Source organism: Vibrio sp. VP6 (genome assembly GCF_028823755.1).
GTDB classification, from domain to species: domain Bacteria; phylum Pseudomonadota; class Gammaproteobacteria; order Enterobacterales; family Vibrionaceae; genus Vibrio; species Vibrio parahaemolyticus.
On record NZ_JAPEID010000050.1, the window covers coordinates 1 to 20,802 of the forward strand.

General features: G+C 46.3%; 14 protein-coding genes and 1 pseudogene. 4 read left to right on the forward strand and 11 right to left on the reverse strand.

Annotated features, from left to right (window positions below; genetic code table 11):
- Positions 1-22: 22 nt before the first annotated feature.
- Complete coding sequence (locus OU793_RS21615; RefSeq protein WP_005462954.1) at positions 23-844, reverse strand: phosphate ABC transporter substrate-binding protein; 822 nt, start codon at positions 842-844, stop codon at positions 23-25.
- A 331-nt stretch (positions 845-1,175) separates the two neighbouring features.
- Here OU793_RS21615 and OU793_RS21620 point away from each other — a divergent pair, with 331 nt between their 5' ends.
- Positions 1,176-2,819, forward strand: a complete 1,644-nt coding sequence (locus tag OU793_RS21620; RefSeq protein WP_140103232.1) for a methyl-accepting chemotaxis protein — start codon at positions 1,176-1,178, stop codon at positions 2,817-2,819.
- A 105-nt stretch (positions 2,820-2,924) separates the two neighbouring features.
- On the opposite strand, the gene OU793_RS21625 is transcribed toward OU793_RS21620, so the two are convergent.
- The 6 genes and pseudogenes from OU793_RS21625 to OU793_RS21650 all read right to left on the reverse strand — a co-directional run bounded on the left by OU793_RS21625 (position 2,925) and on the right by OU793_RS21650 (position 13,062).
- On the reverse strand, positions 2,925-3,491 hold the full coding sequence (locus OU793_RS21625) for a DUF1566 domain-containing protein (protein WP_005462950.1): 567 nt from the start codon (positions 3,489-3,491) through the stop codon (positions 2,925-2,927).
- Position 3,492: 1 nt separating this feature from the next.
- Positions 3,493-4,928: pseudogene (locus tag OU793_RS21630) on the reverse strand (DUF1566 domain-containing protein).
- A gap of 5 nt (positions 4,929-4,933) precedes the next feature.
- Positions 4,934-7,240 (reverse strand): proprotein convertase P-domain-containing protein, encoded by a 2,307-nt coding sequence (locus OU793_RS21635; protein ID WP_140103234.1) that lies wholly within the window; start codon positions 7,238-7,240, stop codon positions 4,934-4,936.
- Between the two features lie 12 nt (positions 7,241-7,252).
- Positions 7,253-9,391, reverse strand: a complete 2,139-nt coding sequence (locus OU793_RS21640; protein ID WP_140103235.1) for a TonB-dependent hemoglobin/transferrin/lactoferrin family receptor — start codon at positions 9,389-9,391, stop codon at positions 7,253-7,255.
- Positions 9,392-11,392 (reverse strand): prolyl oligopeptidase family serine peptidase, encoded by a 2,001-nt coding sequence (locus OU793_RS21645; protein WP_140103236.1) that lies wholly within the window; start codon positions 11,390-11,392, stop codon positions 9,392-9,394.
- Positions 11,393-11,715: 323 nt separating this feature from the next.
- A complete protein-coding gene (locus tag OU793_RS21650; RefSeq protein WP_005499754.1) occupies positions 11,716-13,062 on the reverse strand; it encodes a DEAD/DEAH box helicase in 1,347 nt (448 codons plus the stop codon).
- 552 nt (positions 13,063-13,614) lie between these two features.
- Between OU793_RS21650 and OU793_RS21655 the strand changes: the two genes are divergently transcribed.
- Positions 13,615-13,869 (forward strand): Lpp/OprI family alanine-zipper lipoprotein, encoded by a 255-nt coding sequence (locus OU793_RS21655; protein ID WP_005462467.1) that lies wholly within the window; start codon positions 13,615-13,617, stop codon positions 13,867-13,869.
- 26 nt (positions 13,870-13,895) lie between these two features.
- Here the strand turns inward: OU793_RS21655 and OU793_RS21660 are convergent, their stop codons facing one another.
- The 4 genes from OU793_RS21660 to OU793_RS21675 are packed head-to-tail and all read right to left on the reverse strand — an operon-like array spanning position 13,896 to position 18,006.
- Complete coding sequence (locus OU793_RS21660; RefSeq protein WP_140103237.1) at positions 13,896-14,822, reverse strand: L,D-transpeptidase family protein; 927 nt, start codon at positions 14,820-14,822, stop codon at positions 13,896-13,898.
- Between the two features lie 6 nt (positions 14,823-14,828).
- Positions 14,829-16,244, reverse strand: a complete 1,416-nt coding sequence (gene phrB / locus OU793_RS21665) for a deoxyribodipyrimidine photo-lyase (protein WP_069493304.1) — start codon at positions 16,242-16,244, stop codon at positions 14,829-14,831.
- A 9-nt stretch (positions 16,245-16,253) separates the two neighbouring features.
- Positions 16,254-17,066: a MerR family transcriptional regulator gene (locus OU793_RS21670; protein WP_140103238.1), complete on the reverse strand. Its 813-nt coding sequence runs from the start codon at positions 17,064-17,066 to the stop codon at positions 16,254-16,256.
- Positions 17,056-18,006 (reverse strand): DUF523 and DUF1722 domain-containing protein, encoded by a 951-nt coding sequence (locus tag OU793_RS21675; protein ID WP_017447269.1) that lies wholly within the window; start codon positions 18,004-18,006, stop codon positions 17,056-17,058. Before OU793_RS21675 ends, OU793_RS21670 begins: the two co-directional genes overlap by 11 nt.
- Positions 18,007-18,404: 398 nt before the next feature.
- On the opposite strand from OU793_RS21675, the gene deoD reads away from it, so the two are divergent.
- Positions 18,405-19,115, forward strand: a complete 711-nt coding sequence (gene deoD, locus OU793_RS21680; RefSeq protein WP_005462930.1) for a purine-nucleoside phosphorylase — start codon at positions 18,405-18,407, stop codon at positions 19,113-19,115.
- Between the two features lie 68 nt (positions 19,116-19,183).
- Positions 19,184-20,653: a lactate dehydrogenase gene (locus OU793_RS21685; RefSeq protein ID WP_080525696.1), complete on the forward strand. Its 1,470-nt coding sequence runs from the start codon at positions 19,184-19,186 to the stop codon at positions 20,651-20,653.
- Positions 20,654-20,802: the final 149 nt, after the last annotated feature.

The window sequence follows — 20,802 nt, forward strand, 5'->3', positions numbered from 1 at the left end:
CAAACTTAAGAGTCCCGATAAATTAGTGAACTGAGATGTAACCGTTTTGGTCAACTAGCTTTTGCGCATCTTCAGTTAGCATCCAATCTAGGAATTTTTGTGTTTCTGCAGATGGCTTGCCTTCTTTGTAAAGCACAAGGAATGGGCGAGCTACTTTGTAAGAACCGTTTTTCACGTTAGCAACTGTTGCATCAACACCGTCGATTGCTAGAGCGTTAACTGTGTTGTCTACCGTACCTAGTGAGATGTAGCCGATTGCGTATGGGTTAGACGCAACCATTGTTTTAAGTGCGCCGTTGCCGTTAGCAACTTGAGCACGTTGAGAGATTGCTGAAACTTTCTTGCCAGAGATTTTCATTTTCAGCGCCATGATGTCTTCAAATGCACCACGAGTACCAGAAGCGGTATCACGAGTGATTGCTACGATAGGCTTATCTTCGCCGCCCACTTCTTTCCAGTTTGATACTTCGCCTTTGTAGATTGCTGTCACTTGCTCAGCAGTTAGACCTGCTAGCTTGTTTTGTGGGTTAACAACAACCGCGATACCGTCACGAGCAACCACTTCTTCAACAAGTGTTGGCTCTTTTTCTGATTCCTTCAGGTTACGAGAAGACATACCTAAGTCTGCTGAACCGTTTTTCGCCGCTTTAACGCCAGCTGAAGAGCCAGGGCCTTGAACCTCGATAAATACGTTCGGGTTCGTCTTCATGTATGTTTCAGAGAAAACTTCCATCAGTGGAGTTACGCTGCTAGAACCCACTGCAGAGATAGTTTCTTTAGCAGAAACAGGAGTCACTGCCATTGCGCCTAGAAGTGCGATTGCACCGATTACTGTCTTTTTCATCACAATTTCCTTAAAGTGGCTTTATTGCCGTTGTGTTTCACTTGAACGGTGCCCACTTTAGAATCTGAATATGACAGTTGTGTTTCACTTAGTTGAACCCTCTATGACACGTTGTCATTTCTGTATATTAATTCCGCAACATTTCAGGTTGTGTTATTTCCTCGCTTACTTCCGCGCCTTTCTACATCTATACAAAATGCCAAGTCCTTCAATTTTGCTACATTTCATAACAATTCGGCATTAGTAAGTAATTGATTTGAAAAATGTATTCATTAGAATCCTTAAGGTTATTAATAATAATGATAATAATCAAAACTATAGAGGGTCAATCATGCGTCAATTTCTTAGTACGCTTTCTATTAAACTTCAGGTCTTTTTACCTGTTCTATTCACCGTTGTATTACTCGTCATTGGATTGAGCGTCGGAATCGGCAAGCTCGACCAAGCATTCAATAAGGTTTCCACTTCCACCAATAAGCTGATCATTCATAAAGAGGAACTCAGTGCCATCGTAGACAACACCTACGCCATGCGCATCAAAGCCATTTACAGTCTATTTAGATCCGAAGATGTCCAATCTCTCAACCAAGAACTGTCTGATAGACAAAACCAAAACCGCGATTTTCTGAATTCCATCGATAGCCTCCCAGGCGTTCAAACCGAAGTGAATGCCATGCGCAAAGCCATGGATCACTATGTTGATTTCACGCGCGTCACCATGACACCTCTGCTCACCACCAAACACTCTTCTGGCTACACCACATCCGATTTCAATCAAAAGTACGAATCTGCGATGGCAGAATATCGATTGGCTGGCGAAGCAATGATCAACGCCATCGACAACCTGTCTAAGCAATTGAATCAAATCGTCACCGATGAAGTGGAAGCGAATGGCGAACAGCATTCAACCACGCTCACCTACAGTGCGGTTTCGCTTGCGGTGATCTTGAGTGCCGCTTCGTTTATTAGTTGGATACTAGCCAGCTATATCGTTGCACCGATTCGTAACCTTCAAGGAACCATGCAAGAAGTCGCGAAGGGAAATCTATTGGTTAAAGCCGAAGCCATCGGAAAAAACGAAGTGTCGCAGCTGGCTCAGGATGTAAATCAAACCATCGACAAACTGCGTGAAACAGTGAGTGCATTAGTTCGCATTAGTGAAGATGTGGCATCAGCATCGACTGAATTAGCGACCGTTATGACTCAAAGCAGCGTCAATTCGGATCAAGAAAAACAAGAAGTTGAGCAAGTGGCTTCGGCGATCAACCAGCTAGAATCTACCGCAGCTGAGGTGTCGACCAATGCACAAGAAGCCGATAGCGCATCAAATCAAGCACGCATGCTGACCTCACAAAGCCTGAGCATGTTTGAAGAAAGCACTCGCGCAAGCGAAAAAATGGCGGAGCAACTCAACGAAGCCGCTGCCGTCGTGACGTCGCTAAAAGATCAATCAGAACACATTGGTCGCGTGATCGAAGTGATTGAAGGCATTTCTGAGCAAACCAATCTGCTTGCACTGAATGCAGCGATCGAGGCTGCACGCGCGGGCGAAAGTGGCCGAGGCTTCGCGGTAGTGGCCGATGAAGTCCGTATGCTAGCGGCGCGAACTCAGGAATCGACAAAAGAGATCCAGACCATCATTGAAGAGCTTCAACAGCAATCTGGTCACGCGAATGAAAGCATGCACTCTAGCTTAGCCATGCTGTCAGACAACCAAGCTCTGGCACAAGAAGTTAGCCAATCACTTGCTAATATCAGTAACGCTATCGCCGAACTGAACTCAATCAACACTCAAGTGGCGACCGCATCAGAAGAGCAGAAACAGGTCACGGCTGATATCAACAACAACTTAACGAACATCTATGAGCTGGTGAGCCAGAACGTAACTGGCATTACGCAATCCGCCGCTGCCGCTCAAGAGCTTTCTGGCCTAGCGGAAAACCAGCAGCAACAGTTAAGACAGTTCCAAGTGTAATCACTCATTGTGGCGTAAACACATGCGAAACACTGGATGAAATACGAAAAAAGCTCCGCAAATGCGGAGCTTTTTAACGTCATTGTCTTCACAGCCACTTGTCGATTAATCTTCGTCTGTGACAAGCAACACTGAAAACTGGTTCGCCTCAGGAGAATAGCCAATAACATCTCCATTCACGCTTTCGAACGTCATGATTTGTCTAGCGTCAGTGCCGGGCGTGTTGCTCCAGATATAGCTACCTAAATCACCAGTTTCAAGCGAGTATGCACTTTCAAACGCCGTACCATTCATCGAAGGATGGAAACACGCACGCTCTGTGAGCGTAACTAACTCTTTAATATTCGGTAATCGCCACTGCTTTTTATCTGCAAAATTGTGTAGCACATGGTTGCCCGAGGCATTCCGAATTTGCTCCGCAGTAAGCAGCGCGTTTTGCCATGTTACTTTTTGAGCTTCCCCAGAACACGCTTTTTGAGCCATATCCCATGTCATGCCAACTGGGCAGCGCATCCAAGTGAGTCCTGTTTTCAAATCAGTTACAACACCTAGATCAGAGTATAAGTAGCGAGAATTCGGCGCTGACTTCACAAAATCCAAAGAGCATTCCTGAGCGGCCATCGACGCGTAAGAAACAAGTACAAGAGATAATGCGGTAATAAGTTTTTTCATCTTACTCTCCTTTCTCAGCAACTAGACGAATTGGGAATTGGTATGAATCATCAGCTGTTGGATCTTTTTTATCGGAATAAATCTCAATCGAGCTAGATTGTCCACGGTCGGCACCTCGAACCGTTACCAACGGCATTCTTAAGTACTCGGGCGTTTTTACCTTGTCATTTTCAGTAAAGGTAAACGCCTGGAACCAAACCGAACCGTATTCCAAATAAGGACTACCTAACGTTTGCTGTGGGAAGAACTTAACATTCATTCCATAAACGACGCCACTTGCATCTTTCTCTGTTTCACCGAAGTCGAGAACATCATAAAACTCCTGATAATCCGGTAAGCGCCAATTTGTGATGCCACACAGTGATTTCTGGTTGATGTGCTCAATGTATTGCTTAGTTGAGCAAATATCATCTCTTGCGTTGACACAGCCAACCTGTTCCAAGTCTTTAGAAAACGGCTTAAAGTCTTCTGATTCGTAAACAAACAGACGATCTTTAAACTGAAGCGAATTTTCGTCAGCACTTTTGTTTTCCCAAACCAAACCCGTACGCTCATCTAATGTACAAGCCCAAGTGGTTGCATCCACTTTTAGCTTCTCGCCCGTTACACTTAACTTAACAAACTTGAAGCCATTACCTGTCGCCGCCTGCTTCTCTAACTTGTCAAAGCCAAATTCAGCATCTTGTCCTGGGAAAAGTTCTTGAGGCGTCGCTGTGTTCGAATGTCCTTTAGCGACCGTATAATACAAAACGGTACCCGTATCGTTACCTACCGAACCAAGCGCAGATAAAGAAGACAGCTTGGCCGCTAACTCAGTGAGCTCCGCATCACTCAACAAGTACGCCGCGAGAGATTTGTCGTTATAGCTGAGTGTTTGCGCCATCGTCGTCATGCCAAGTGTGATGTGTTCTGGCTTCATTTTGCTTAGCAACCCGACCGTGTTTTGCTCGATGTATTCCAACTCAGACGCATTGGGATCCGTCATTACGGAGCCAGACAGTTTCACGTTAGCATGTGCAAGCCAATCTTTTAGAACTTGTTCTGCTTGGCTGACGGTTTTACCATCAATAACCAACGCCGCGATTAATGTGGTGACGCCATTAATGTCGTTACCTTTGCTCAAACCACGTCCCGGCGTCATCATGTTCAGTGTGAGCTCATCGCCTTGGTCAACCTGAGCCAAAATTGGACTGGTTAAAATGTTCTTGTTTGTCGAGGTAATCGAGAACTCACCTGCGTTATTACTTTTTGTGCTCGGCTCAGTCGCATCACACACAAAGTTCTGGTTGAGGTCGATGCACACTGGTGTATCTAACAACGTACCTTTCGCAGAAATGGTTCCCGCTACGTTGTAACTTGGCGCCGTTGCGTCACCAAACCGCCACCACAACCAACAAGGGCCAGTGAGACTGCAATGAGAGAATATTGAAACTTCATAGGTCTTATCTTCTTTTTGATGAATCGTTATTACGAGAGCGAACCACTCTCAACATTGAAAGCACAAGCAAGCCAAAGAGCGCCCAAGGTGAGCTACTCCCACCCGAGCCATTGCCGTTGCTTTTCGAAGTGGTATCAGCACCGCACTGATACTGGTTAAAGTGACTCACACCCCACGCTTTTAGTGCGCCCGAGTTGCCGACCACCCGATCGGAGACTTCTAGTCGCCACGTTCCCCAACTAGGCTCTCCAACCAATGCTTGCAGCTGTGGATCGTGCTGAACCGTGAAATAGCCCGTAAACCCACCCGATTGACTCGGCTGATGGTTAAACAGCACTACAGACTGGCCTTGTGGCGACGTCAACGTGATGTGTAAATCCGCTAAATTCGCGTGTTCGATATCGAGATAAACGGCAAATGAGTCATCAATTTTCTGCGTTTTGTCTGATAGTGTTTGAACAAAAATTTTGTTCCCTTGCACTTCTTGACCGCGCGAGTTAATACTCGCATCGGTGAGCGCATCCTCGATAGTCTTGGGCTTATTCAAAAGTAGAGGAATACCATTCACTAGCGCCGTCACGTTTTGCCAAGATTGCGCCTTAAGCCCTTCAGCAAACTGATAATCCACTGAAACTTTAGATTCAAACGGTGCACCACACGTCAGCCCCGTTGGTAAGTTGGCACTGAAAGAGGCCGAGTTTGCCAGTTGCACATCGACCGCTTTCGATGTGTCGTTGTTCAGTGACCAATTGCCCTTTACGCTTGCAGATCGGCCGGTGTGAGAAAGCGTCAACTCGACTGTTTCCCCAGCGTTGATGTAACGAGATTGATATCGGGCGTTAAAAGGAACTTTGAGTAAGTTATGCTGTGCGAAGCTATCTTTCAGAATTTGTGCGTACTCTTTTTCAGGGAAAAGCATTGTCGCGGCAAACACGGTGGACTCCGCCAAATCATGCATTTTCACACCACGACCCACGCCGTACATGCCTTCAAGCACAATCGAGTCAAAGTCACGGAAAACACGATCCGAACCATCTCCAAAACGAGCAACGGACGCTTTCAAGGCTTGGAATAAAGGTGTCGACCACAACTCGTCGCCCAATTCACCACCAACACTTTCATGCGCTCGGTATTCCGCTCCTTCAAAGTAGCGAGCACGTTGGTTCCAGAGACTGCGTGTTGCGCGGCGAACGCCAAACATGCCATCCCAGTTGAACACCGTATCAATCTCAAATTCCTGACCACGGCGAGCCGCATCTAAATACTGTGTTCGGTAGCTCGCACTGCCCGCCCAGTAATCACCGACACCTTCTCCAATCGCACCAGTGTGGCCATACGCCCAATCGGGAACAATTTGATAGTGAATCCCGTGTCCTAGCTCGTGCAAAATCACATCTGCATCCGCAGCATCCGGAGATACTCCGCCAACGCCTAACATCAGCGCACGCGAACCTGTGTAGTAAGAAGAGTTGTCTAGCGCTAAACCTCGTCCATCAAAACGAAGCGGCTCTTCAAACAAGTCATAGCTCAAGCTCGATAAGTACTGCAGTGAGTTGTCAAGATGGTAAAACGCCATCAACTGCAAAAAGGCATTGTCGCCAAGCTGAGCACTTTGCATCGCTTTTACATCAGCAAAAGATTGAACACCTTCAGGCGGCAAAATACTGCTTGTATCGCGTACGGGCTCCGCACCTACCGCAGGTGTAGGCAGTAATGCAAGTGCATCCACCTGTTTAACGCGCTCGTTGGCTAGGTAGAACTTGCCGTCAGACTGCAAAACTTGAATCTGCTTCTCAACATATTGAAGTGGCTGCGGATAATCCTCTAACGAATTCCAAGCGGAATCAGGCGCAGCTTGTTGCTGCATCGTACGTAAATCAGGATCAAACACTGAGACGGGAACCGTCACTAACTCACCGGAGCTCAACGCTGGCGGCTCGGTCACTTCCAATCGAACAGGCAATTCCAGTTCTGCGGCTGGCATCGCCTCGCCATTACGAATAACCGTATCTTCAAGGCTTTTGAAAATACGCTCGATTTGGCGGTCTTGGTTAGTCGACAACACAATGGTGCGTTGCGGTTGATACTGACCATCGACCCACACATCAAAGTTATAATGGTCTCCAAGCTGAGAACGGGTTTGATAGCGAAACTTAAGTTCGCCAGCGCTAGCGTAATTGGCTTGTAAGTAGCGTAGCGCTTCGGCTTGGTTCGTGACCGTAACAGCCGCGCTAGGGTAATCCCACTGCGCAGCGTTCGTCACTTGAACGCCTGCCAACGCAAGAGAAAGCGCTAAAAGTTTGAGTTTCATGCTGGGCTCCTACTAAAAGATGAACTTCGCGTTAACCGTAAAGTAACGACCTGGTTCCGTTGAGTAGCGTTTGCTCTCATCTGCTATGCCAGCAACGTCTTGGTAACGAATGTATTCTTTGTCGAACAGGTTGATGATGGTCGCACTCAAACGAAAATCTTTGGTGATTTGGTAACTTGCCCCCAGATCGAGCGTGTTCCATGCCTCTGTTTGTGCGCATTCTGTCTTTTGTCCGAGCGACGTTTGGCAACTCGGCACACGATCCATCGAACCAGCCCAATTCCACGTCGCGAACGCATTAAAGTCTTGTTGCTGGTAGTTCAGCCCAACATTGCCCTCAAAAGGCGTGATGCTACGAACGTATTCGCCCTCAGCGTCCTTTCCGTCCACATAACCAAGCTTGGTACTTAGCTTCCAAGACGATGTGAAAGCATACGCAGCAGAAAGCTCCGCGCCGTAGGTTTCAACGCCGTGTAAGTTTTGGTATTGCTTGACGTAGTTGCCGAAGTTATCTTGACCCGTGGTAACAACATCAATGAAGTTTTGGAACTTGTTGTAAAACGCAGAAACGTAAAGTTGCGCTCGGCCATTATCGAATTTGTTACCGATTTCAAACGAGTCCGAAGTTTCAGCCTCTAGATCCATATTTGGTGCAATAACAAAAGGCGTCAGCGGCACAAAGTCGTGGCTTACGAAGCCATACGCCTTATCGTATTCTGGCGCTCGATAGCCGTGATCGTAAGAGAGGTAAACGCGGTTGTTTTCGAACACTTCACGAGAAATCGACAAACTTGGTGAAATTTCAGAACTGTCGATATCTTTCAATGGATATCCACCGATATCATTCTGGCCATCAGGTGAAAGTCGGTGCGCATCGAAACGCAAACCGCCAGTCAATGTCCATTTCTCCAGCTCAATCATGTCACGGAAATAAAGCCCAATGTTGTAAGCACGTGCAGAGGCAAAGGGTTGTTTTTGCGATGCGTTGGAGCCCGTCCAATCGAGGACTTTCTGATTATCTTCACGTTGGTAGTAATCTGATGCTATCTCAACGCCATACGCTAACTTGTGCTCAGCCGATGAGGCGTGAAGCGTCTGTTTGAAATCCGCTCTCAAACCGACGGTGCTATCGATAAATGTTTTGTGCTCAAGTTCGCGGCGCTTGATCAACAGACCATTGGCGTCGGTAGAGTTCATTAAGCGATTGGTGTCTGTGACCACTTCGGTATGACGCCAATAAACTTTGGTATCCAACTCTTCAAACCATGCTGGATCAAGCGGCGTTAGCTCTGCACCTAAATATGCACTGTATTCTTCTGTCGATTCATCTTCTGCAAAGTCTTCGATATGCCACTTGCCATCTTTTTGTATGGATGACGAACCTTCAAGGCGTTGTTGGTCTTGTCGATAGAGTTCGGCACGCGCTTTGATCATCACTTCATCACTGAAGAAATGATTGATGGCGTATGACGCGCTGTAACCATCCAAATCGCGGTTGTACAAATCTTGGCTGAAGTTACGCGTCTCTTCACCTTGCCAATAAGCCGCGTTGACCAAGCTTTCCGTATCGCCAGAACGAAATGCCAAATTGCTCGCGCCTTTGTATTTATTGCTGATCCCTGTATAAGTGCCCGTGGCGTCAACATAAAAGTCACGATCTTCTAAAAACTCGCCCGGCTGTTTGGATTTTAAAATCACAGCGCCACCAATGGCACCAGAGCCCAAGACTGAGGAGCTTGCCCCTTTCACTACTTCTAATGATTCAAGATTAGATAGATCGAACGTGTCGCGGCCCACTTTGTCATTGTTGTCATTCGCACCAAAACCGTCTGCAGAGCGAATGCCGTCACGAATGATCATAATGCGATTACCCGTCATGCCCCGAATCGTGATGTTTTGTGGACGACCAGCGCCACCCGACACACTTACCCCAGGCTCGTGACGCAGCGCATCATAAAGCTCTGTTTCGCCCTTTTGTTCAATCTCTTCGCTGGTGACAACCGCAACGCTGCCTGCTACTTCAGACACAGGTTGTTCAATCCGATTCGCCGTCACCACAACCTCTTCCATAGAGAAAACGTCAGATTTGGCGTGCACTTGGCTGGCAGCTAGTACCGAAAGTACTGCCGCTGACACTGGGGTAAGCTTCATTTACTGCTCCGCTTTAGATGTATTAATCAGTGATAAAAGAAAGGCGTATTCTTTTGCTTGTTGTTCTTGCGCTTGTCGTGGGTCCATTTGATGACCCGAGTTAAAATCGGTCTGTAACAAGTACGGCCCGGTGTGCTCACTTAGCTCAGAAACCTTGGCGAGATACTTGGCACCTTCCCAGTAAGGCACGCGCTGGTCGATCAAACCGACTTGAACCAGCATGGGTGGGTAAGCGTCTTTGTGAATGTTGAGAATTGGATCGTACGCCTTCATTAGTGCCAGTTGCTCAGATTTGGTTGGGTTACCCCATTCGCCATACTGCTGTGTGGTCAGCGGAAGTGAGGTATCCGACATGCTGGCTACCACATCAACAAAAGGCACTTTAAGCACGACGCCTGAAAACAACTTAGGATCTCGATTAACCGCTCCCGCGACCAACGTGCCACCAGCACTAGAACCAATGGCGAAAACCTCTCTATTACCGCGTTCAAACGTTTTCATCGTCTTAGCGGCTGCGACAAAGTCGCCAATAGAATTGGCTTTGCGCACACCACGGCCCTGCTCATGCCACTCATCGCCAAAGTACCCACCGCCACGAACATGGGCGATAGCGTAAATCACGCCTTGGTCGAGCAAGCTTATGACTTGAGGCATAAAGTACGGTTTCATCGTAAAACCGTATGCGCCATAGCCGTAAATCATCACGGGTGATTGAGCGTGTAATTTGTCTTTGCGATACACTAAAGAGACGGGAACAGAAACACCATCGTGCTTAATGAAAATTCGTTGGGAAACGTAATGTTGGCTATCAAAATCTTGGTAAGCATCTTGAGAGTACAAAGATTTAGTCAGCGTTTTTACATCAAACTCTTCCCATTGAGGAGGCGTGGTCATCGACATGCTTCGGATACGAATCTTGTTTGATTCAAAATCGCCTAACGTGCTCAACCAAGCGACATTGCCATCGTGTTCCAATGGCATTATCACTTTTTCCTGACCTTGATAAGAATACACCGTCAACGTCGACACATTGTTTGGCTTACTAAGTGCCACAACTCCTGCATCATAAAGGTAGAACTGCTCAAGCGGCTCACTAGGGTTGGTAAAGCGTTGCCATGTTGCGCTAAGCGGCGTGAGTTCGGCTTGGTAAAGCGCGAACTTTCCTTCAAGATTACTGTTGAGGTAAACATGCCCTTTCGCGACATCTGCGTAATATTCCACGCCCACTTCTGGCACTCGCAATGAGTCAGTGACGGTGCCCGTATCTAGATCGACAAGCTTCTGCTCTGTTGTTGACTCGTTGTTGCTTTGCAGCACGGCGTAACGGCTATCTGCCGCGCGATAAAAAGAGAGTAACCAATCTGATTTGTACTCATTCCATATTACTGTTTTAACCAAAGACTCCGTGGAAATACGTAGGATCTGATGAGGTCGCTGGGTACGCTTGTCCTTTGCCACAAGGTACGCCATTTTTCCATTTTGTGATAACAGTGCACCACTATCGACGTGTGTTGCCAGTTCCGAAGATTGGCCTGAGAGTAAATCAACAACCACGGCACGATATTGCTCGCTGCCGTCGATATCCTCAGTGAAAAGCAGTTTATCGCCACTCACATGCCACTGACCAAGTTGATAGTATTGATGCGCCGATTGTCGCTCAGCGAAATCAAACACCGCGTTTTCTGGTGCATGCTGACTCGCACGTGATAACAACACGTAGCGACCGTCACGACGCGTTAACGTCCACTCTCGTCCATTCACAATCGACCATGGCTGCTCGCCTTTGTCTGCCACCATGGTTTCCCACTGTGCCAGCAGATCTTGTGTCAGTGCCTGATAACTTTTTTGATACTGTTCGGTCTTGCGGTTTTGCTGCGTCAAGTAGGTAAGAACTCGCTCATCTTTACGAGCGTCATCTCGCAGCCAGTTAAAATCATCAGCGGCAGTAGCGCCAAAACTAGAGGTAACTATGAGCCCTAAAAAAACATGAGTAAATTTCATATAGAGAGCGAATTCATTTATAGGATTAATGGAATCCGCGTATTCTGCCCTTAAATAAAAATGAGATCAATTATCATTTTCATAATTAAATGATATTTTTATCTAACCTGCTTGAAAAAACGTTTGCTTTAACCAGTGTAAACACAATCAACATCTTGCTAAATTAGCAATCTGTGCTGTTTATATGAAGTCAGACAAATATAAGCATTGGGAGAAACGGTTAGTAAGAAAAGACAAGGGTTGGCTAAGTGACGGGCATAAAAAAATCCGAGTGCGAACACTCGGATTTTATATGCATTAGAATCAGTTTAGAACTGAGGCGATCATGACTCTTCAGAGCTTGGTGCCGCAGGCTTTTTCTTAGGGATGAACACGTCATCACCCACCGATACGTTTTTGTAGAAGCTCTTGTCGCGTTTAGCTGGTTGCTTCGCCACTTTCTTCGCTTGAGGACGCGCTTTTTTCGTCGTCGCTTTCTTATTACGGAAATCTTTCTTAGGTGGTTTCAGACCTTTAAATTTACCTTTCAAATCTTCAAACACTGAGAATGCAAGATCTTGCTGTAGGTAAGTTTCGATACGCTTGAAGCTATCCCAGTCTTTTGGACCAACAAGAGAAATCGCATCACCTTTGTTACCCGCACGGCCAGTACGACCAACACGGTGCACGTATTCTTCTGTATGCTTTGGCATATCGAAGTTGATGACGTGAGTCACTGTCGCAATATCCAAACCACGAGAAGCGACATCAGTCGTTACCAGAATCTTAAACACCGCACGCTCAAACTGGCTCATGATGGTGTTACGCTGCGTCTGGTTCAAGTTACCACTCAGTGCAACGGCCTTCAGTTTTTTCTCGTTCAGCTTCGCGGTTAGACGTTCGGTATCGTCACGCGTTGCCGTAAAGATGATCACTTGACGGTATTCCGCTTCAGAAAGTACGCGTTCCAGAATCGCTTCTTTGTGATCAAGGTGATCACACAAGTAGAATTTTTGCGTGATATCTTTGTGTTCTTCGTTAGATACGCCAACTGCGATACGTTTTGGCGCATTGAGCATTTCAGAAGCAATATCGTTCACTTCTGCGTGGTCCAACGTTGCTGAGAACATCAACGTTTGACGACGACGGTGTTTCGCCGCGTTATGGATACGACGTAGCTCAGGCGCAAAGCCCAAATCCAACATACGGTCTGCTTCATCAAGAATCAGCGTTTCCAAACCGTCAAGGTACAGAGAGCGGTGCTCTAGGTGGTCAGCCAAACGTCCTGGTGTTGCCACGATGAATTTCGGGTAACGACGCAGTGCTTTGACTTGATCGTTAAAGTTTTCACCACCAAGAATCAACGCTGCATCGTAAGATAGACCAGCCAGCATAGAGCGAAGTTCGCCATACACTTGTTTAGCCAACTCACGCGTTGGAGCCAGAATCACAGCACGAGGATCTTTCGCTGAAAACGATTTTGTCTTCAGTGACTTGTGAAGCATTGGCAATACAAACGCCAAAGTCTTACCCGAACCCGTTTTCGAAGATGCCAATAAATCCTTGCCTGCAATCGCAACAGGAATAGCCTGTTTTTGAATGTCAGTCGGTTTTTTAAAATCGTAGTGTTTTAGGTTCTTCAACAATCGGTTGTCTAGGCCTAGATCTTTAAATTGCAAAGTATTCTCCAATAAATCAGTCAGCGTCTGAGCGCTCTGTAATGTCGTTTCCGCTCTAACGCAGCAAAAAAATAAAGCTCGGTATAATACCGCAAATCATAGGAGTATAGATAGAGATCACACAAACTAATTCCCACGGATGAAAACAAAACATCATTTGCAGCCCAGTGAAGAAGAAACGTCGGCGGTAACTGGCGAAAACCTTGGCTAGAGTTCGAGAAAAAACACGCCCATAAAAGTGTCGAATTCACTTCGTAGAACTAAGCCGATTGCAGTTATTTAGGGGTAGAAACTTTCATTTGTGTCAATATCGTCTAAATTATTGATATCAGGAACGTGGCAAAAATACCTGCTATGTGGACTGTTGTGGGAGCAATCGAAAGGATGAGTAATTACTTTTGTTAGGCTCAGGTAAAAGTTAACGTCAGGTACTCCATGAAATTCTTGGATTTTTTTGACTTTTGCTACATCATGTACTGATAAAATGTAACCACATTTAACCTCGCTACTGTATAAAAAAAGAGTTATAGGGCGAGACTTTCACTATAAGCAAGGAGTTCTTATATGAACAAAACGTTGATCGCAGCTGCAGCAACTTCAGTACTTCTACTAGCAGGTTGTGCTTCATCTGATGACGCAGCAACAGCAAACGCAGCTAAACTAGATGAACTAAGCAACCAAGTTAGCCAACTAAGCCAAGACGTACAATCTCTTCAATCTGACGTTCAAAAATCAGGTGACGCAGCAATGGCTGCTCAAGAAGAAGCAGCACGTGCTAACGAGCGTATCGATAACATCGCTCAGTCTTACACTAAGTAAGATGTTGTTCCGCGCTTTAACGCCCGTTAAGGCGCGGTTATTTCTACTGGAACCCCATTCTGAGCGGCAATAACGGCTTTCGCTTTCACATTCGTCAATCCAAATTCATTTAGCCACCAGCTCAATTCTTTCGGAACTTGTAAATGATCTTTCTCGCCATTGCTGCGAGTTAACGGTTCATGCGCTTCCACAAACACACTACGATCCGGCTCTAGTGACACTTTCACTGGCTGATTGATGATGTTTACTTTTTCACCACGACGAACTTTGTCGAACAACCATTCGATATCACTTGGGTCCATACGAATGCAACCAGCACTCACGCGCATTCCGATGCCGAAATCTTTGTTGGTACCGTGAATAAGGTACTCACCATTTCCGTAAGCTAGACGAAGTGCAAACAACCCAAGCGGGTTGTCGGGGCCTGCTGGCACAACCGCAGGTAAATCCACCCCTTTCGCTCTGTATTCTGCACGAATAGACGCAGGTGGCGTCCATGTTGGGTTCGGACGTTTTTGGCTGATGCTGGTTGTCATCACTGGTGTATCTCGCCCAATTCGCCCAATACCAACAGGGAAAACATGCACCACATCTTCGCCCTCTGGGAAGTAGTACAAACGCAGCTCTGCCAAGTTAATCACGATGCCTTGGTGAGGAACTTCAGGAAGAATAAGTTGAGATGGAATAGTAAGCACGCGCCCTTCTTGAGGAAGAAATGGATCAACGCCTTTGTTCGCTGCCATCAACGCTAGCATACCCACGTCGTAATGCTTGGCGATGTTTGCCATGGTCTCGCCTTCTTGCACGACGTGGTTTTCGAGGCGACCAATCAAACGACTGCCGTCCTCTGGTAACTCGTACATTTTGGCGAATGACAATCCACTCACTAATGATAACGAGACAGATAACAGGGTTCGTTTTGCAAAACTCATTGATCGCTTTTTGCTAAGCATTTCACTCTATTCCTTGGCACTTTTGAAGAGCCGTAAGGTTATCTCTCTTTCAACCTTGTGATCAACCATCGGCTTGTGATATTCCAGTAAAGAAAATCCCTCCCAAGTCCATGGTTTATGGACGAACTTATTCGGCACACTCTTAATTTCTGGCACCCAATGACGCACGAACTGACCGTCGGAATCGAACTTCTCGCCTTGGCTTATTGGATTGAAGATACGGAAGTATGGTTGGCCATCACAGCCAGTCGATGCCGACCACTGCCACCCACCATTATTTGCCGCAAAGTCGCCGTCGACGAGCTTGCTCATAAAGTATTCTTCGCCCCAGCGCCAGTCGATATGTAAATCCTTGGTAAGAAAGCTTGCGACAATCATACGAAGTCGGTTGTGCATCCAGCCAGTTTGATTGAGCTGACGCATTGCCGCATCAACAATTGGATATCCAGTCGTCCCCGTTTTCCAACATTCAAAAGCTTGTTCATCGTAAGACCATTGAATTTTGTCTTCCCAGTCGATGAATCCGCGACCTTTGACAAGTTTAGGTTCAAACACCAATAAGTGCTGGTAGAACTCACGCCAAATGATCTCGCTCAGCCACGTTGCTTTGCCTTCTGACAAATCCGGTTGTGGATTCTCAGCATACAACCTCGCGATGCACTGTCTTGGCGACAATGCTCCGATGGCAAGATAAGGCGAGAGCTGACTCGTACCATCGATAGCGGGGAAATCTCGCTTCATCTGGTAACCGTCACTACGCTCGCGTGCAAACGTCCTCAATTGCTTGAGAATGTCGTTGGTCGATGCACACCAAGCTTCGCTCGATTCCCTCGGATAAGAGAACGTAAAATCGTCATCAAAACCGTCTTGTTTTACCGCTTCTAACTGCTCACTAGGCAGTTCATTTTGTCTCTGAGGCTTGGATACCGTTGGCAAGGAAAACTTTTGCAACCATGCTCGTTTGAATGGCGTAAATACTTTGAAATACTCGCCTTGCTTGTTGAGTACGGTCGTTGGCGCATGAACGCATTTGTCGTGAAAGGCGTGAAACTCTACCCCACGATTATCCAGTGCTTGAGATACCTTTCTATCCAACTCAACTTCATTCACTTCATAATTGATGTTGACCATTACCGCCATTGCGTTGAGCTTATCCGCCCAATCGCAAATGACTTTTGTACAGTCATCAAAACGCGGAACTTCTTTATACAGAAGAGGAATGTTTAGCTCTGTGAGCTCTTGATGAACATGCTCAAGACGCCTGGCGATTAAATCCGCCTGCATCGGCGCCATGTGGTGCTCTTGCCACTGTTCTGGCGTTGCAACAAAACAAGCAACAACAGGTTGTCCTGTATCAAGTGCCGCCTTTAACGCCGTGTGGTCTAACGTGCGTAAATCGCGCCTAAACCAAACCAGAATCATGTGGTCTCCTTACTGAATCTGTGTTTGTGCAAGATGAAGTTTCTCAATAACTTCCGAACACTGCACTTGCTCAGGATACCGCGCTAACAGCGCTTTGAATGCTTCCACTTGCTTGGCAGGTAGCGCCTTATTCGAGAACACATAAACACGCTGGTAGCGTTCAATTACGTCGTGACCCACCAAGCCAGAAACGTCGTCCACCTTGTCGATTAAGGTGATGTGGTAACCTTGCTCGCACAACTTCGCCGCCTGAATCCAACTTTCTGCATCTCGACTTTGTTCAAAGCTGATCAACAGACATTTCCCCTTAGTAGATGCTTTGTTTTCAGAATCGATCACCAATGCCAAACGCGTGATTAAACAGGTTTGGAACAATCCCATCTGCAAAGAGCGCAGCGAGCCTTTAACCAAATCCAATGCTTCAAACACAGGATTGATAAACTGATCTACGACTAAGTTGAGCGGGTACTCTTTCAATACCGATGAAAGGACGCTTTCCGTTTTGCCACGATTGAGTTGCGACAACCCAGACAGTACGGCTTCCACCTCTTCAAGCGAATGGTTTTCTGCACTGGTTTCTACATCCGGTTGGCCGAGCAATCCTTTCACTTTGCCGATCGCAATGCCTTTGGATAGCCAACCTTGAATTTCACGAATCGTATCGAGATCTTGCTGACAATATAAGCGATGTCCTTTTTCCGTTCTTTGCGGTTGGATTAGGTTATAGCGTCTTTGCCAAGCTCTCAGCGTCACAGGCTTAACGCCCGTAATCTCTGCAACATCTCGAATTGCGTATAGTTTTTCTTCTGAACTACAAACCATAGCGTAATCTCATCTCCTGCGGGTGTGGCTCTAAAAACTTCTGTTTTTGCAGATATTCATCTGGATAAGCATTTAGATAGTGTTTAATTAATGTTAGTGGCGCGAGTAATGGCAGCGTGCCAGTACGATAGTCTTGAATCACGGTCGCGAGTTCTTCTTTTTCATCTTTGTTTAGAGAGCGTTTGAAATACCCTTGAAGATGCATCAACACATTCGTGTTGTTTTTGCGACTGGCACGGTTCGATAGCGCCGTCATCAGACCTAATCGGTATTCTCGGTAAAACTCGTCAATCTCATAGTTGGCAACATCTGCGACTAAGCGCCCCAAAGATCGATACGACTCTGGATGGTGCGCCATAAGCGTTAGCTTGTAACGAGAATGGAAATCGATGATCTTACCGCGTGTCGGCTCACCTGCCATCGATTCATAAAAATCGTTGAGACAGTAAATGCGAGTAATGAAGTTCTCTTTAAGAACGGGATCATTTAAGCGTCCATCTTCTTCGACAGGTAACCACGGCATTTTTTCCATCAACGTTTTCGTGTAAAGACCAACCCCTTCTTTTGCAGCGTTGTTTTTGCTGTACACTTTTACGCGTTCCATACCGCATGTTGGCGATTTGGCACAAACGATATAACCACACAATTGCTCATTTTGAAGCTCATCCACTTTATTTGCGGAGTAAGTCAGCATGTTATCTGTGTGATCATTGTCGGGGTTTTTCGTTTCAACCAACGCGATGCGTTCTTCATTACTGATTAAACGAATCGTCGGGCGTGGCACCGGCATGCCTACCCCCACCTCTGGGCATACAGAAACAAAGTCAAAATAATTGCTAAGCTCTTTAGTCACAAAGTTACTGACTTTATGACCAGAGTCGAAACGCACGCGTTCACCTAACACGCAAGAACTGATACCTACTTTGATTGAAGATTCCATAGCAACGTCACCCCTATACAAAAAGTTTAGTTGTATAACTTATAGCAAGCCCCCCTAAATTGTACAAGAAAATTAGTTGTACAATTTAATCGTTTTACTTACTCCTCCGCGATTTCGATCAGCTCGATTTAAAAAATATTTATCTTTTTCTTTGGCTGTTTTGTGTGCGCAATCAACAAATCGCTCAAAAGCAAATCGATTGCCTTTTTGCTTTCAACAGATTTAGTTATCAATAGCTTGGTTAGTTTCGAAAAGGGTGGTTTTTGTGACTAACCTCTCAAGGGATCACTGTACGTCCCGATATTATTGCCTCAACGAAAACGAACAAGTTCAACAGAATTGGTAATAGCATCCTATAATAGATGCGTTTTATCAGAACAAAACTTTGGAGAGCACTTATGGCAACCCCACACATCAACGCACAACCAGGTGATTTCGCTGAAACAGTTCTAATGCCAGGCGACCCTTTGCGTGCTAAATACATTGCAGAAACTTTCCTTGAAGATGTGAAGCAAGTTTGTGACGTTCGCAACATGTTCGGCTTTACTGGCACTTACAAAGGTAAAAAAGTGTCTGTAATGGGTCACGGTATGGGTATCCCTTCATGCTGTATCTACGTACACGAGCTAATCGCTGAATACGGCGTGAAAAACGTTATCCGTGTAGGTAGCTGTGGCGCGGTACGTGACGACGTTAACCTAATGGACGTTGTTATCGGTATGGGTGCTTCTACAGACTCAAAAGTTAACCGTATCCGTTTCAACAACCACGATTTCGCTGCAATTGCTGACTTCAGCCTTCTAGAAGAAGCGGTTAAGCAAGCTCGTGCTCAAGAAGTGCCAGTGAAAGTAGGTAACGTATTCTCTGCAGACCTGTTCTACACACCAGAAGCAGACATCTTCGAGAAGATGGAAAAACTAGGCATCCTAGGTGTAGACATGGAAGCGGCAGGTATCTACGGCGTAGCTGCAGACCTAGGCGCGAAAGCTCTAACTATCCTAACGGTTTCTGACCACATCATCCGTGGCGAAAAACTAAGCTCAGAAGAGCGCCAAAAGTCGTTCAACGACATGATGAAAGTTGCACTTGAAACAGCAATCAACATCTAAGAAGTTATTAAGTAATAATTTGCAGCCAGTGCCTGACTGGCTGCCCGAATTATCCCGAGGGGGCGATTGTGTCTAACGGCGAACTGCCAAAAGACGCAGATGGGTTACAACTCAACTTTTGTAAAACATTGGCGTGTGACAACTTTGGATTGAGTGATGCAAAGCGTTACGTTCTGCAACATGCGAACCCTAAGCGTCCGGCGATGGTATGCCGTGAATGTGGAGCTTTCCCCCCCTTACTTAACAACCGCGATGTCGTGAACGAACTTCATCGCCTCCGACACGTCCACAGTGACGGGTTACCTGCTTGTCGCAACGACGCGTGTGACAACTTCGGACTCTCTGTCCACACTCATAAACACCTCTATCACGCTTTCGGTTACAGTGGCGATCGTCAACGTTACCGTTGTAAAGCGTGTCAAAGCACTTTTGTCGATAAATGGTCTGGCGCCAATAAAAAGCTGCAGTTTCAAGAAAACCTGATGGGCCTTTTGTTCACCGGTTATTCCGTGCGCGAAATTTGCCGCAAACTCAGCATCAACCCAAAAACGTTTTATGATCACGTTGACCACATCGCCAGTCGTTGTCGTCGTAAGCTCGCGACCATTGATGCTCGTTGGGTTAATCACGCCAGTCACTACGAGTTGGCTTCCAGCTACATTGCGTTGCAGCCACACAGCAATAATGGTGTGTACTGGATTGTGTCTGGTGAAGCGCACTCGGGCTACATTCTTTGCCAACACGTGAACTACTCTTCGGATGAAGAACCTATCGCGACGCTGGATCACAACCCGTACGACGAAGTTTCTCGTTTTGTCTCTCAAGAGTACACAGCGGAAGCAAGTGAGCCACCAGCGGAACCTTCTAATCACCTTAGAGAGCGTATTGACCAAAAATACCAAACGATTTTGGCTCGTGGTAACGTCGAAGATCCGCTCGGTAACTTATCGGTATTTCATTACCCATCGAAAGGCGCGTTAGTTCGTCCTCCTTACACCTCGTACGCGCACTATTTGCATGTACTTGATATGTGTTGCCCTACCAAGCGGGTTTCGATTTACATGCCACAAGATCCCCTGCTCCGCTCCGCAGCGTTGAGCGTTTGTTTGTCTCGTATTCAAGAGAAAAACGTCGATCTGATGTATGTAGAAGAAGACGCTGGCTGGGACATGACCGCTCCGTTTGGCAAAGTGGATATTGCCTACATGAGTTGGTGGCGCGATCGCTGGGCGATCTCCAGTCAAGGCGAAAGCCACAAAGGCATTTGCTACCTTGCTGGCGATAAAAATGAACCAGAAAAGTGGTTTAACGTTGCAACAACTCGCCATGTGCAGTTCTATCAAAATCGCTTCCAGCTGTTGTTCGAAAGTTTCATTAACGAGCCACGTCGCAAATTGCGACCTGCCGGAATTTTACCTCTTTTAGATATATTCAGAGCTTGGCATAATTTGTGCTATCAGGACAAACAAGGTCTTACTGCCGCACAAAGGCTAGAAGTCACTGACGCACCTCTAACCATTAAGCAGCTCCTATCGTAACTATTTAACTCATTTAGATGTGGTAATTAGGGGCAGTGACGGTATACATTACGGCACCTGATATTTTATGATGTGGCTTTCATGCTGCACTCGTAATGAAGTACGCATCTAACCACTTATTATTTAGGTGTAAATTCCAGTTCGATAGT